This is a genomic window from Candidatus Accumulibacter phosphatis (assembly GCF_000024165.1).
Taxonomy (GTDB): Bacteria; Pseudomonadota; Gammaproteobacteria; order Burkholderiales; family Rhodocyclaceae; genus Accumulibacter; species Accumulibacter phosphatis.
On the sequence record NC_013194.1, the window covers coordinates 3,616,818 to 3,630,228 of the forward strand.

Here is a 13,411-nt window from a genome sequence, read left to right on the forward strand (position 1 = left end):
GACTACCTGACGCGGCGCTCGACGGCCCACGCCATCAAGGCGATGACAAAGGCCCAGGCGACAAAAACATACGCATAGATGAGCGGGATCTCGAAGACCTCGCTGTTGCGGTCGAAGAGGGAAAGCACGGGGTAGTTGAAGAGTACACAGCCGACCAGAAAGGCCGCAATCAGTCGGTCACCAGCCAGGATCCTGCGCTGCATGTCATCCCCCCCTCGTCGTTGTTGGCGCCGGTACCCCTCAGCTTGCCCGACGACTTGCCGCCGTCGACCGACTACCGTCAGCCGCTATACTGCCGTCCTCACCCCTCGTTGATGACACCGCCGACATGATCCGCCCCGCCCTCGACTGGCAGCCACGCCCTGCCGACCCGACCTACTCCGACATCTGCTACGACACCGCCGCAGGCATCGCCCGCATTGTCATCAATCGGCCCGAACGACGCAATGCCTTTCGGCCCGAAACCATCCAACAACTGATCGATGCCACGCACCGAGCACAGTTCGATACGGAAGTCGGCGTCATCATCCTGACCGGTGCCGGCGACCAGGCGTTCTGCTCGGGAGGCGATCAGACGGTGCGTGGCGACGATGGCGGCTACCACGACCAGTCGGGAATGCCGCACCTGAACGTCCTCGATCTGCAGATGCAGATCCGCCGCTGCCCGAAGCCTGTGGTGGCGATGGTCGCCGGCTATGCCATCGGCGGCGGGCATGTGCTGCATCTGGTCTGCGACCTGACGATTGCGGCCGACAACGCCCGCTTCGGGCAGACCGGACCGCGCGTCGGCAGCTTCGACGCCGGACTCGGTGCCGGCCTGATGGCGCGCACCATCGGCATGAAGCGGGCCAAGGAAATCTGGCTGCTCTGCCGCCAGTACGACGCCCCGGCGGCGCTCGCCATGGGTCTGGTGAATGCCGTCGTTCCCCTCGCCGAGCTCGAGGAAGAAACGGTACGCTGGTGCCGCGAGATGCTGCAACTCTCACCAATGGCGCTGCGCATGATCAAGGCCGGTTTCAACGCCGATACCGACGGCCTGGCTGGTATTCAGGAACTCGCCGGCAACGCCACCGGCCTCTTCTACATGACCGAAGAAGGCCAGGAAGGACGCAACGCCTGGCTCGAAAAGCGGGCACCCCGATTCTCGCGCTACCGGCGGCGCCCCTGACCGGGTGCCAAGTCCGCCAGGGCCCGGCTGACCGATCGGATGCCGCATCGCCGGTCGGCGCCGAAGGCGCGAACGCGGCGCGGCCAGCGCCATGAAGATCGCCGCTGCCGCAGTGCATCGCTATTGTCTGCCGCTGCGCGCACGCTGGCTGACGGCCACCGGCGCCTTCACGCAACGTCGGGGCTGCTTGCTGCGCCTCGACACCGACGACGGCGCCCGCGCCTACGGCGATTGCGCGCCGCTGCCGGCGAGCGGCACGGAGACGCCTGCCGAAGCCGAGTCTGCCCTGCGCGCGCAAGCGCGGCGGCTGATCGGCAGGCCGGCCAGCGACGCTCTGGCCGCGCTGGACAACCCCGCCAGCCGGCATGCGCCGGCTGCCCGCTGCGCGATCGAAATGGCGCTCCTCGACCTCCTCTCGCAGCACGCCGGACGGCCACTTGCGGCTTACCTCCAAGACCCCCGGCAGGCAGCCGGGCCGGCGGCCGACTGGCGCGCGGTACCGGTCAATGCCGCGCTGGGCAGTCTCGGCGAAGTTACCGACGCCGCCGTTCTGGCTGCCTGCGGCGAGTGTTTTTGCGTGCTGAAGCTGAAGGTCGGCGTCGCCGCTGTCGATCGCGAAATCGACCGCCTGCGACAGATCGCCGGCCTGCTACCGGCTGGCGTCGAACTGCGACTGGACGCCAACCGCGCCTGGACCGCCGGCGCTGCCGAGCGCTTCCTGCGCTCTTGCGCTGACCTGCCGATCGACATGATCGAAGAGCCACTGGCCGAGCCGCGACTCGATCAGTTGCAAGCCTTGCAGGCGAGCACGCCGATCGCCATCGCCGTCGACGAGTCCACCGCCAGCCTCGACCTCGACCAACTGTTGCGCACGCGCACGGTGCGCCGGCTGGTGATCAAGCCGACACGCTCGGGCGGCCTGCTGCCCGCCATCGCCATCGCCCGGCGGGCGGCCAGTGCGGGCCTGGAATGCATCGTCACCAGCAGCGTCGACAGCGCCTGCGGCGTCATCGCCGCCGGGCATCTCGCGGCCGCCCTCGACAATCGCCGGGAGCACGGACTGGCAACGTCCGCGTGGCTCAGTCGCGACACCGGAGTACCACCTACCATTGCGGCAGGCCGGCTGATGCTGCCTGATGTCTGCGGCCTGGGCTTCTCTCCCGGCGATGGACTGGTCTTCGCGAACCTCGACCCGTGCTGACGAGCACACACTTGCCGTTTCCCGGATACCCGATCCGTTGAGAACCCGTGCCACCACGCTATACTGTCGATACCCACAGTAGTTGAGGAGATCTCGGTCAGAATGGTTCAGGCAGTCGAACACGCCCGACAGACGCATCGGCAGCACCCTCCACCCAGTCGGCTCCTGCGGGCGCGACCGGCAAAGCCATGATGCTGCCAGCCGACCTGACTCCGCCCCCCGTCGCCGATCCGCTCGCGCGACTCAACGCGGCGCAACGCGCAGCTGCCACTTTCGGCATCGGCCGACCCGCCGATCCTTCCGGCGAGGCTCCGGACTCGCGCGCGCTGCTGATCATCGCCGGCGCCGGATCGGGAAAGACCAGTACCCTCGCGCACCGTGTGGCCCATCTCGTCGCCCAGGGTGCCGACCCCGGCCGGATCCTGCTCCTCACCTTCTCGCGACGCGCGGCCAGCGAGATGACACGGCGCGTCGAACGCATTCTCGTCCGGCGGGCGGCCGATCGCACGCCGGCCGGCACACCGGCACTCGCCTGGTCCGGCACTTTCCATGGCATCGGCGCACGCCTGCTGCGCGAGTACGCGGGCCGCATCGGGCTCGACCCCGCGTTCACGATCCATGACCGGCAGGACTCGGGCGACCTGATGAATCTCGTTCGCCACGGCCTCGGCTTGTCGGCGAAGAGCAGACGCTTTCCGCTGAAAGCGACCTGCGTGGCGATCTACTCCGCCGTCGTCAACACCCGCGCCAGCCTCGGCGAGGTACTGCAGTCGGCCTTTCCGTGGTGTTCGGAATGGGAAGCCGATCTGAGACGCCTGTTTTTCGAATACGTCGAGACCAAGCAGGCGCAGCGGGTGCTCGACTACGACGACCTGCTGCTTTACTGGGCGCAGATGGTCAGCGACCCTGCCCTCGGTCGCGAAATCGGCGAACGCTTCAGCCATGTGCTGGTCGACGAATACCAGGACACCAACCGCCTGCAGGCGGCAATCCTGCTGGCGATGAAGCCCGACGGCCGCGGTCTCACCGTCGTCGGCGACGATGCGCAGTCGATCTACGCCTTTCGCGGCGCCACCGTGCGCAACATTCTCGATTTTCCGGCGCATTTCGATCCGCCGGCGCAGCTCGTGACGCTCGACCGCAACTACCGCTCGACCCAGGACATACTCGCCGCGGCCAACCAGGTCATTGCCCTCGCCAGCGAGCGCTTCACGAAGGACCTGTGGAGCGACCGCGCGTCCACCGGCAAACCGCGGCTGATTGCGGTGCGCGACGATGCCGATCAGGCGCTGCACGTCGTCGAGCAGGTGCTCGCCAGACGTGAATCCGGTATCCGGCTGAAGGCACAGGCCGTACTGTTTCGGACCGCCCAGCACAGCGTCCGGCTCGAACTGGAATTGACCCGGCGCAACATTCCTTTCGTCAAGTTCGGCGGCCTCAAGTTTCTCGAAGCGGCGCACGTCAAGGATGTGCTGGCGCTCCTGCGCTGGGCGCAGAACCCGCGCGACCGCCTTGCCGGTTTCCGCGCCATGCAACTGGTTGCCGGCATCGGCCCGAAGACCGCCGGCCGGGTGCTCGACAATATCGCCAGCGCCAGCCCCGGCTGCACGCTGCTTGCCGAACAGCCAGTCCCGGAAAGCGCCACGGCCGGCTGGCTCGAGTTCGCGGCGGTAGTCGCCGCCAGCGAACCGGCGGCCACACCCTGGCCGGCGACCTTCGACCGGATCTGTGCGTGGTACCAGACGCAAATGGACCGCTTGCATGATGATGCCGAAGTCCGCCAGGCCGACGTCGAACAACTCGCCCGCATCGCCGTCACCTATCCTAGCGCCGAACGTTTCCTCACCGAATTGACGCTTGACCCGCCCGAGGCCACCAGCGACCAGGCGGGGCCGCCGCTGCTCGACGAGGACTACCTGATCCTGTCGACGATCCACTCGGCGAAAGGCCAGGAGTGGACCGCCGTCAGCGTCCTCAATGTCGTCGACGGCTGCATTCCTTCCGACATGGCGACCGGCTCGCTAGCCGAAATCGAGGAAGAGCGACGCCTGCTGTACGTTGCCATGACCCGCGCCAAGGAACACCTCGACCTCATCGTGCCGCAGCGCTTCTACGTTTCCCACCAGCCCGGCTTCGGCGATCGCCATCTCTATGCCAACCGCACACGCTTCATTCCCAACGCGTTGCTGCCCTGTTTCGAGCAGGTCGCCTGGCCGGCGCCGGCGGCAGCGTCGCCGGCAAATCCGAACGCGAAACAGCAGGCGCTGGACCTCGCCGCCCGGATGCGGGCGATGTGGAAGTGACGGACGCGGGCAGCGAGCCGCCCGCCGATCGCTTCCCGACCCATCCTCCGCGCCCCTGAAGCAAAAAGCCGGACCTCGTGGGTCGGCTCATTTTCTTGTCTGAAGTCCACAGTCCTTTGTCGATCTTCCTGCCGTTCGACAAAGGAATTCAGCGGCGGCAAGGAGTCTACCGGCCCAAGTTCCGGCCAGCGAGCGGTTTCGAGCGCGCCGCAGCCCTTGCTCGATCGATGGCGTGCAGATCGAGCCTGAAGGACCCCAACGGTGGATCGGCAATCAGAAGGCCGACTTGTCGAGCGCACGACGGGTCAGGTGGCGGCAGGCATCTCACCGCCGGCTCATGACGGCGCCTGCCGGGACGCGTAAGGCAGGAACAGGGCGCGAACATCCACCCTCGCCTTGAGCTTTGCCGCCAGCAGATAGAGACCGGCGGCCTTGCGGTGCAAGAACAGCGCATCCGCCGGCGGCGTATGCCAGGAATCCCTTTCGGTGCTCAAAGCCAGACTGGCATCGCGGATGCGCGCTGCCAGATCCGAATTGCCGAAATCGTAGGCACCGGCATGGCGCAAGGGTTCGCAGGCGTGCAGGAAGACATCAAGGACGAGTTGCCGCTGCCGTTCCCCGATGTCCGCCCGAAAATAGCCGATGGCGCTGGCGGCCGCACTCATTTCCGACCGCTCTCCGACGATGGCACTCGCCATCAGCCGGCGATAGGCGTCGACGATCTCTGCCGTGTAGGGTCGGGTGGCGCCGAAGTCGAGCAGAATCAGTTTTCGGGTGGCGCGGTCGTAGCGAAAGTTGGCAAAATTGGGGTCGCTCTGGATCAATCGAAATTCGAAGATCTCCCGAAAAAGGAGGCTGAAGAGCAGCCCGGCCACACGGTCGCGCTCTGCTCGCGGGGCATCCAGCAAGGATTCGACCGGCACTCCACCCATGCAGGACATCGCCAGGACGCTGTCCGTCGTCATGTCGTCATACACCTCGGGAAGCATGAACTCGGGCGCGTCGGCAAGCAGTCCGGCGTAGCGGCGCAGCCAGACTCCCTCGCCCAGGTAATCCGCTTCGGCGTGCAACTGACGTTTCGCCTCGCGCAGCAACGGCCCGACATCCAGGCCGCTGGGCAGCAGGCCGGAAAAACGCAGCAAGGTGGCGACATTGTCGATGTCGCTGTCGATACTCCGGCGAATGCCGGGGTACTGGACTTTTATGGCCAGGCGCCGCCCGTCCTTCGTTTCCGCGAGATGCACCTGTCCGATCGATGCCGCCGCCAGCGGCGTGAAGGAGAACTGCCGGAAGTGACGGTCCCAGCCCTTTCCCCAGTTGGCCTCGAGTACATTGACGAGCTGGCTCATTGGCATGGCTTTCGCGTCCGCGCGCAAGCGGGCGAGGACATCGCCAAAATGCGGCGGTAACAGGTCGCCGGCATCCATGGACAGCAATTGACCAAACTTCATCGCCGCACCACGCAACTGCGCAAGCTGATCGGCAACACGGCGGGCGTTGGCCGGGGTCAGCAGCAGATCACGGATTCGTGGTCGCTTCCCCTGGGCGAACTGGCGGGCGCCTTCGGCCAACATGCTCCCGGCAACACCACCAGCGAGAGTGCCCAAGCGAGCGAGCCGGGACCCGCGTCCGCCGGGAACAGCCGAGGCATTCACATCGCGCTTGCTTTGCTCATCGTCGACCATCTTGGCTCGGCTTCCATTCGCTGCCACAGTAGCCCGGAGCATTTGGCGAACAACCCTTCGGCACGAAGAATGCTAACGCCGGTCCGAAGAATCCGGGCTCTCCGAATCCTCGACGGGATACGCGTCCGCCACATAAGCGGGCCCTTTCATGATCATGACGATGAATGCAGCGATGGCTATGGTCAACACTGCCGTCCAGTGCAGGACCAGGATACTGATCGCCAGAATATCGACCATCTGGAGGAGAGAAGAAGCCACCACGGCATCCCCTTCCCCAAAAAAGATCCTCGCGCCGAGCGACGGCAGGGCCAAGAGCAGCGTGCCGAAAACGAGCACGCGGGGCAAGAGGCGCAGGACGTCACGCTCCCGCCCAGCCGGCGTCTGCACGAATCCCGGAAGTCTGTTGAAGGCGTTCATCGTTACTCCTTTGCTCGACAGTTCTTGACCGATTACGAGGTCTCAGCGAAAGCACCCGCCATCAGGCAAAGGCAGGCAACGGTGGTCAGCCGGAAGCGCAAGGGCAGGTACCAGGTCGGCAAATGGCTCGCGGCGACCAGAAGTCTATCCTGCCAGTAATGGGCCAGAAACCCGGTCACCAGAAGAAGACTCGCCAGCATCGGCGAAAACAGAAATGCCGACCAGGCGAGAAGCGCCGGGACGACGCTCCAGACGAAGCAGCGCGTCCGCCGACTCGCGCCAAGATCCCGCAAAGCCATCGCGAATCCCCAATGCAGGGCACCGACGAAGGTCAGGATCACCGCCGCGTAGGTAAGCAGGGCCGCGTTCCAGAGCCTTGCGTGCTGTGGGTCGACGAGGCTCGCGGGCGCCAGGACGATAAACGGCAGCAGTCCTCCGTAACCGAGCCAGGCAACGCTGTGCGGCATGGGACCAGGCAGCGAGTGCTCCATACCGCCTTACCTGACCAGTGGCCGGATCGTGGAAAAGCCAGCGTCCATCGACCACACCTGGCCGGTCACCCGGGCCGCCTTCTCGGAAAGCAGCCAGACCATCAGCTCCGCCAGTTCGTCCGGCGAGCCAATGCCCGGCAAGGGGTATTGGCGAGCCGCCGCGTCGCGGCCCATCGCGCTGCCCAGGATAGCCGTCGCGGCCGGCGTGTCCATGATGCCGGGGGCGACGGCGTTGATCCGGATGCCATTACCCGCATAGGTCGCTGCCGCGCTGCGTACCAGTCCTTCGACGCCGGCTTTTGCTGCCGCGACCGCCTCGTGATTGGGCGTGCCGATGCGTGCGGCCGCCGACGAGACCAGCACCGCCGATCCCGGACACTTCGCGTCGCGCACGGCGCCGATGAAAGCCGCCAGCGTATGGAAGGCGCTGATCAGGTTGGCGTTGAGGCAGGCCGCAAAGTCGGCCTCGGACAGCCGATGCAAGGCGCCCAGGCGAATATTCCCGACGCAGTGCGCGAAGGCCGTCGGCAGCATCTCGTGCGCTTTGGCCACCTCCAGAATGTGGCGCGCCCCGGCCACGCTGGAGCAGTCAGCGACCACCTGAAGGTGGCGGTCGCCGTAGCTGCTGGCCAGTCGCTCGCCTTCCCGGCTGGTTACGACCAATCGCCAGCCTGCCTCTACCAGCCTGACCGCTACCGACTGACCCAGCCCGCCTGCCGCGCCGGTGACCAAAGCTACTTTTTCCATGACGTCTCTCCTCCAGTTTCGCCTGCTCTGCAGGAATGGATTCGTGTTCAGCCCCAGACATCAGCAGACTGATCGATTCGAAAATATCCATTGTTATAGACAATTTATCGAACTGTACCGTACATTTGCCCTTACAATACTACTCAACGCATGTTTTGTCTAGGACATTTATGAACAAGACTGAAAGATCATCCGCCCCATCCGGAATCGATGTCAAGGCTTCCGGGTTACCGACTACTCGCCGCCTGAACCCGCAGAAGCTGCTGCTCAGCAAGTGGACAGCGGCTACCCCGCACGACAAGGAGAAGCACTTCATCGTTACCGGGGTGATTCAGCCGGAGCCCCCGGCGACTCGAATCGAGAGCATCGAACTGGAGGCGGTGTACTCTCGTCGAGTGGTCTCGCTGCCCTGGCGCCATCTGACCGACCGCAAGCACTGGCTGCAAGGCTGGCAATGACTTGTGCCGAGAACGATCTGCGCGCACGCTCGTCGGATCGATGACTGACAAGGAAACCATGAATCCCACTCCCCATCTGGCGCTGATCGGTGCCGGCATCGCGGGCCTGTCCTGCGCCACGGCACTGCAACAGGCTGGCCTCGACGTCAGTCTCTTCGACAAGAGTCGCGGCCCGGGCGGACGCATGAACACCCGTCGCGGCGACGGTTGGCAGTGCGATCACGGCGCCCAGTATTTCACCGCTCGCCACCCCGATTTCCGTGCAGAAGTGGCACGCTGGCAGAAGGCCGGGGTGGCCGGCCTGTGGACGCCGAGGCTATGGCTGTTTGATGGCGACTCGCCGGCAGGACGCGAATCGACGGTCGAGCGTTTTGTCGGCACGCCGGCCATGACGGCGCCTGCCCGTTATCTGGCCAGCACGCTGACCGTGCAAGCAACAACGCGCATCCAGCAGCTCAGGCACCGGGCGCCGGGCTGGCAGGTCTTCTCGGCCGAACAGGGCTGGCTGGAGGCGCGCTTTGCTGCCGTCCTGCTGGCCGTCCCGGCGCCGCAGGCGGTACCCTTGCTGGAGCGGCTGGCCCCTGAGTTGGCGGCACTGGCCGGCAGTGCCGTGATGCGCGGCTGTTGGGCGCTGCTCCTGCGCTTTGCCGCACCGGTGGACCTGCCTTTCGATGCCGCCTTCGTCAATCACGGCCCTCTGCGCTGGATCGCCCGCAACAACAGCAAGCCGGGCCGCAGCGGCGAGGAAACCTGGCTTCTGCATGCCCGCGCAGAATGGAGCGAGGCGCATCTGGAAGACGATCCCGAGAGCGTCGCCGCAGCGCTGCTGTACGCCTTTGGCCAACTGGGCGGTCCGTCCCCTCAAGAATGGAATGCGCACCGCTGGCGTTACGCCGACACCGAACCGGCCCTCGCCGAGGCTTGCGTCTGGCGCCCGGAGATTGGTCTGGGGCTTTGTGGTGACTGGCTCAACGGTGGCAAAGTGGAGGGTGCCTGGCGCAGCGGCCGGACGCTCGCCGAACAGGTGTTGCGGTCGTTCGCGCGATGCTGACGACCGGACCTGCTCAGTCGCGGCCGCGCGACAGACCTTTCCCTCTGACGCGCGACTGGCCCGGCCTGGAACGGCAGCACGGCTTGCCGCAACGCCGGCGCCGCGGGCTTTGCCAGAAAACCGCATGAGTCCCGGCACAACCCTTCGGCTGATTCTCGGGGACCAGCTCAACCCACGGCACACCTGGTTCGAGCAACAGCGCGACGACGTTCTGTACGTCTTGATGGAAATGCGCCAGGAAACCGACTACGTGCTGCACCACGCCCAGAAAATCATCGCCATCTTTGCCGCGATGCGCGATCTGGCGCGTCAGTTGCGTGCGGCCGGACACAGAGTGCACTACCTGACGATCGATGATCCGGACAACCGGCAAGCGCTGCCGGATAACCTCGATGCGCTGATGATTCGCTTCAACGTTCGAGCCCTTGAATACCAGACGCCTGACGAATGGCGACTCGACGCGCAACTGGCCGACTACGGGCGGAGCCGATCCATCCCCTGCCGCATGGTGGAAAGCGAGCACTTCTACACCCTGCGCGACGAGGCGGCGCGGCTGTTTTCGGGCCGTAAGCAATGGGTGATGGAGAAGTTTTACCGCCATATGCGGGTGCAACATCGAGTGCTGACCCATGGCGCCAGCCAACCCGTCGGCGGCCAATGGAACTTCGACCACGACAACCGCAAGCCCTGGCCGGGGCTACCGTCCGAACCCGCCGACTTCCGGGCGTCTCACGACCATTCAGCGCTCTGGCAGACGATCGTCTCCGCAGGCGTCAACAGCTTCGGCGAGGCCAACGCGGGACAACTGGCCTGGCCGCTCAATCGCGCCGACGCCTTGCAGCAACTCGATGCCTTCATCGAGAAGGCGCTGCCGCACTTCGGTCTCTTTCAGGACGCGATGAGCCATCGCGCCTGGCGATTGTTTCACTCGCTCTTGTCATTTGCACTGAACACCAAGATGCTCGACCCGCGCGAGGTCGTCGCCAGGGCCGAAGCCGCCTGGCACGCGGGATGCGTATCCCTGGCAACAGCCGAGGGCTTCATCCGGCAGATTATCGGCTGGCGCGAGTACGTTCGCGGCTTCTACTGGGCGCACATGCCGGAGTATGTCGAGCAGAACGTCTTTGACCACACGCGGGCGCTGCCGGGATGGTTCTGGAACGGTCAGACCAAGATGCGCTGTCTCGCCCACGCCATCGGCCAGTCTCTCGAACAGGCCTACGCCCACCACATTCAGCGACTGATGGTGATCGGCAACTTTGCGCTGCTGGCCGGACTGGACCCCGCTGGGGTACATCGCTGGTATCTCGGCGTCTACGTCGACGCTTTCGAATGGGTCGAACTCCCCAACACCCTGGGCATGAGCCAGTTCGCCGACGGCGGGCTGCTGGCCACCAAGCCGTACGTATCCAGCGCCGCCTACATCGATCGCATGAGTGACTACTGCAAGGGCTGTCATTACGACAAGAAGCTGCGCACCGGCGAGCGAGCCTGCCCTTACAACTCGCTCTACTGGGACTTTTTTGCGCGCAACACCGAAAAACTCTCGAGAAATCCGCGCCTCGGCATGGTCTATCGGCAGTTGGCGAAAATGGATGAGGCAACGCGACGTTCGTTTCAGGAGCAGGCAGGCGAGCTACGCAACTCGCTGGATCGCCTATGATCCTCTTGTCCGGACGGTCGGCCATCATGGCAAGGACATCGCTCAACGGTTCGATCTGCCGCTCACCCGGCTTGACCTTGTGATTCCCGCGCGGCTCGCCTTCATCGGCCTGGAGACCACCGGGGCCAATCCGTTACGGGACCGCATCACAAAGATCGGCGTGCTGGAAGCAGAGGGTGACCGGGTCTCGACCTGGAGCACTCTGGTCAACCCACAGCGGCCTATCCCTGAATTCATCCAGCAACTCAACGGTAGCCGCGACGCGACGGTGGCCGACGCCCCGACCTTCGCCCAGGTCGCCGCAGAACTGGCTGATCGCCTGCACGGGCGTCTGTTCATTGCCCATCATGCCCGCTTCAACTATGCCTTCGTCAAGCGAGAATTCCAACGTCTCGGGAAGTCCTTCCGGGCCGACGTGTTGTGTACTGTTCGTCTGTCTCGCAAGCTCTTCCCGGAACACCAGAAGCACCACCTGGAGAGTCTCATGGTCCGTCATGATTTGACGACGGGCGTCCACTCCGGCGCCTTGGCCGCTGCCCACCTGCTTGGGCAGTTCTGGTGCGTGTTGAAACGGGAACGCGGCGAAGAGGCTCTGGCCGAAGCCATCCGTCAGCAGCTCAAGCGCCCCAGCCTGCCGCCCCACCTGGATTCTGCCCTACTCGACGATCTGCCCGAATCTCCCGGGGTGTACCTGTTCTACGGCGACAACGACGCACTTCTGTACGTGGGGAAAAGCGTCAACCTGCGTCAGCGCGTACGCGCTCACTTCGCGTCCGACCTGCGTGAGTACAAGGAGATGCGCCTCAGTCAGGAAGTGCGTCGCCTTCGCTGGCAGGAGACGGTCGGTGAGCTGGGCGCCCTGCTGCTGGAATCGCGACTGATCAAGGAATGTCAGCCGATACACAATCATCGGTTGCGCCGCTCTTCGGACCTGTGCACCTGGCAGTTGGTGCAGGTGGCGCCAGGCGATTGCCGGCTCAGACTGGTCAGCGGCCAGACTGCCGATTTCGTGCGCTCGAACGACCTTTTCGGTCTCTTTGCCAACCGGCGGGAAGCCACCGACAGCCTGCGCAAGGTGGCTGCAGCAAATGGACTGTGCCCGATAATCCTCGGACTGGAGAAACCCGCCGGCCCCGGACGCCCCTGCTTTTCCCATCAGGTCAAGCATTGCCGGGGCGCCTGTGTGGGCAAGGAAGCCATCGGCGTGCACAGCGATCGCATGTTGTCGGCGCTGATGAAGCTGAAGCTCACCGCCTGGCCCTACCCCGGAGCGATCGGCGTCGTCGAGCGGGACGATTTGCGGAGAGTGGAGGAAGTCCACGTCGTCAACGGCTGGCGGCACCTGGGCAGCGCGCGCAGCGAGGTCGGAGTCCAGGAGATCCTTCTGGGTCAGTCGGGCCAGGGGCGATTCGACCGGGACACCTACAGACTGCTGGCCGCGCATCTGGGCAAGGGGCGAGTGCAGGTGCGGTTGTTGACCGAGCGGTAACGACTCGCTAACGACGAGAGCTTCCTGTCTTGTGTTCATCTCTTTGTCGCGGCATAGGGGAACGAGGACCGCGCCATGGCCGAGGTGCTGCTCGACCGACCGATCTCCGGGCCGCGGGGGTGGGAGCCGCGCCAGCGCTGACCCGCCCAGAAAGGCTCGATCTCGACAAGCGGCGTCTCGATGTGGCTGCCGAACCGCGGGTTGCCGGGGGGAGCTTCGCCTTCGAACTGCATGAATGTCTGACCAGACAGAGGCCTCGCTGCCCTGGGCGACATTCGCATCCTCGCGCAGGATGGGCGTTCGTGCGCAACGGCTTGCGCGGTGCGCAGGGCCACAGTAGAGTCGCCGACGTCCATCGGTGAGAAGCGACCTGTCTATCTTCACGCGCCGCCGAGAGATGGCAACAAGAGAAAATCTCCGCCGACGGCGATCAGGCACGGGCACGGGCACGGGCACGGCAGAAATTCTTCCCCAAGCGCCAAGAAAGAGCCGACCGGAAGGGAGAACAGCCTGCGCCAAGCCCAAAAACCTCCCACCGGCTGCTGGTCCGGCGGCGGCCCAACAAAAAGCCCCGGCTTGTGACCGGGGCCAAGTGCTTGATTTACTGGTGCCGCTGGACGGAATCGAACTGTCGACCTTCGCATTACGAATGCGCTGCTCTACCGACTGAGCTACAGCGGCACGGCCATGCTTCAGGCGCATGCAGGAGCGGTATTCTAGCAGCGCCGACCGAGATTT

12 protein-coding genes and 1 tRNA gene are annotated in these 13,411 nt (G+C 64.9%); 7 read left to right on the top strand and 6 right to left on the bottom strand.

Translation table 11 applies throughout. The features are described from left to right. Positions 1–2: 2 nt before the first annotated feature. Positions 3–203: a hypothetical protein gene (locus CAP2UW1_RS15605; RefSeq protein ID WP_015767588.1), complete on the bottom strand. Its 201-nt coding sequence runs from the start codon at positions 201–203 to the stop codon at positions 3–5. 125 nt (positions 204–328) lie between these two features. Here CAP2UW1_RS15605 and menB point away from each other — a divergent pair, with 125 nt between their 5' ends. The 3 genes from menB (at position 329) to CAP2UW1_RS15620 (ending at position 4,672) form a co-directional block, all read left to right on the top strand. Further along, a complete protein-coding gene (gene menB / locus CAP2UW1_RS15610; protein ID WP_015767589.1) occupies positions 329–1,168 on the top strand; it encodes a 1,4-dihydroxy-2-naphthoyl-CoA synthase in 840 nt (279 codons plus the stop codon). 91 nt (positions 1,169–1,259) lie between these two features. Continuing rightward, complete coding sequence (menC, locus tag CAP2UW1_RS15615; protein ID WP_015767590.1) at positions 1,260–2,369, top strand: o-succinylbenzoate synthase; 1,110 nt, start codon at positions 1,260–1,262, stop codon at positions 2,367–2,369. 188 nt (positions 2,370–2,557) lie between these two features. Further along, the gene (locus CAP2UW1_RS15620) at positions 2,558–4,672 is read left to right on the top strand and encodes an ATP-dependent helicase (protein ID WP_015767591.1); all 2,115 of its coding nucleotides are present in this window, start codon (positions 2,558–2,560) and stop codon (positions 4,670–4,672) included. Positions 4,673–5,007: 335 nt separating this feature from the next. Here the strand turns inward: CAP2UW1_RS15620 and CAP2UW1_RS15625 are convergent, their stop codons facing one another. The 4 genes from CAP2UW1_RS15625 to CAP2UW1_RS15640 form a co-directional block, all read right to left on the bottom strand. Then, complete coding sequence (locus tag CAP2UW1_RS15625) at positions 5,008–6,357, bottom strand: ABC1 kinase family protein (RefSeq protein WP_015767592.1); 1,350 nt, start codon at positions 6,355–6,357, stop codon at positions 5,008–5,010. A gap of 72 nt (positions 6,358–6,429) precedes the next feature. Further along, complete coding sequence (locus CAP2UW1_RS15630) at positions 6,430–6,774, bottom strand: hypothetical protein (protein ID WP_015767593.1); 345 nt, start codon at positions 6,772–6,774, stop codon at positions 6,430–6,432. Between the two features lie 32 nt (positions 6,775–6,806). Continuing rightward, a complete protein-coding gene (locus CAP2UW1_RS15635; RefSeq protein WP_015767594.1) occupies positions 6,807–7,265 on the bottom strand; it encodes a DUF3429 domain-containing protein in 459 nt (152 codons plus the stop codon). Positions 7,266–7,271: 6 nt separating this feature from the next. Next, positions 7,272–8,012, bottom strand: a complete 741-nt coding sequence (locus tag CAP2UW1_RS15640; RefSeq protein ID WP_015767595.1) for an SDR family NAD(P)-dependent oxidoreductase — start codon at positions 8,010–8,012, stop codon at positions 7,272–7,274. A 170-nt stretch (positions 8,013–8,182) separates the two neighbouring features. Here CAP2UW1_RS15640 and CAP2UW1_RS15645 point away from each other — a divergent pair, with 170 nt between their 5' ends. The 4 genes from CAP2UW1_RS15645 (at position 8,183) to CAP2UW1_RS15660 (ending at position 12,673) form a co-directional block, all read left to right on the top strand. After that, entirely contained in the window at positions 8,183–8,470 is a 288-nt protein-coding gene (locus CAP2UW1_RS15645) for a TIGR02450 family Trp-rich protein (RefSeq protein WP_015767596.1), read from the top strand. 58 nt (positions 8,471–8,528) lie between these two features. Beyond that, the gene (locus tag CAP2UW1_RS15650) at positions 8,529–9,521 is read left to right on the top strand and encodes an NAD(P)/FAD-dependent oxidoreductase (RefSeq protein WP_041567869.1); all 993 of its coding nucleotides are present in this window, start codon (positions 8,529–8,531) and stop codon (positions 9,519–9,521) included. 124 nt (positions 9,522–9,645) lie between these two features. After that, positions 9,646–11,184: a cryptochrome/photolyase family protein gene (locus tag CAP2UW1_RS15655; RefSeq protein ID WP_015767598.1), complete on the top strand. Its 1,539-nt coding sequence runs from the start codon at positions 9,646–9,648 to the stop codon at positions 11,182–11,184. Next, positions 11,117–12,673 carry a 3'-5' exonuclease family protein gene (locus CAP2UW1_RS15660; protein WP_199931484.1) on the top strand — a complete coding sequence of 519 codons (1,557 nt, stop codon included), beginning with the start codon at positions 11,117–11,119 and terminating at the stop codon, positions 12,671–12,673. The genes CAP2UW1_RS15655 and CAP2UW1_RS15660 overlap by 68 nt, the downstream gene beginning before the upstream one ends. A 605-nt stretch (positions 12,674–13,278) precedes the next feature. Here CAP2UW1_RS15660 and CAP2UW1_RS15670 read toward each other — a convergent pair. Further along, positions 13,279–13,354: transfer RNA gene (locus CAP2UW1_RS15670), tRNA-Thr, on the bottom strand. Positions 13,355–13,411: the final 57 nt, after the last annotated feature.

What these genes read in the sequence shown, in the direction of transcription:
- CAP2UW1_RS15630 (WP_015767593.1), bottom strand. Translation starts at nt 6,774, where the DNA reads ATGAACGCCTTCAACAGACTTCCGGGATTCGTGCAGACGCCGGCTGGG.
- menB (WP_015767589.1), top strand. Translation starts at nt 329, where the DNA reads ATGATCCGCCCCGCCCTCGACTGGCAGCCACGCCCTGCCGACCCGACC.
- CAP2UW1_RS15605 (WP_015767588.1), bottom strand. Translation starts at nt 203, where the DNA reads ATGCAGCGCAGGATCCTGGCTGGTGACCGACTGATTGCGGCCTTTCTG.
- CAP2UW1_RS15645 (WP_015767596.1), top strand. Translation starts at nt 8,183, where the DNA reads ATGAACAAGACTGAAAGATCATCCGCCCCATCCGGAATCGATGTCAAG.
- CAP2UW1_RS15640 (WP_015767595.1), bottom strand. Translation starts at nt 8,012, where the DNA reads ATGGAAAAAGTAGCTTTGGTCACCGGCGCGGCAGGCGGGCTGGGTCAG.
- CAP2UW1_RS15650 (WP_041567869.1), top strand. Translation starts at nt 8,529, where the DNA reads ATGAATCCCACTCCCCATCTGGCGCTGATCGGTGCCGGCATCGCGGGC.
- CAP2UW1_RS15620 (WP_015767591.1), top strand. Translation starts at nt 2,558, where the DNA reads ATGATGCTGCCAGCCGACCTGACTCCGCCCCCCGTCGCCGATCCGCTC.
- CAP2UW1_RS15625 (WP_015767592.1), bottom strand. Translation starts at nt 6,357, where the DNA reads ATGGTCGACGATGAGCAAAGCAAGCGCGATGTGAATGCCTCGGCTGTT.
- CAP2UW1_RS15635 (WP_015767594.1), bottom strand. Translation starts at nt 7,265, where the DNA reads ATGGAGCACTCGCTGCCTGGTCCCATGCCGCACAGCGTTGCCTGGCTC.
- CAP2UW1_RS15655 (WP_015767598.1), top strand. Translation starts at nt 9,646, where the DNA reads ATGAGTCCCGGCACAACCCTTCGGCTGATTCTCGGGGACCAGCTCAAC.
- menC (WP_015767590.1), top strand. Translation starts at nt 1,260, where the DNA reads ATGAAGATCGCCGCTGCCGCAGTGCATCGCTATTGTCTGCCGCTGCGC.
- CAP2UW1_RS15660 (WP_199931484.1), top strand. Translation starts at nt 11,117, where the DNA reads ATGAGGCAACGCGACGTTCGTTTCAGGAGCAGGCAGGCGAGCTACGCA.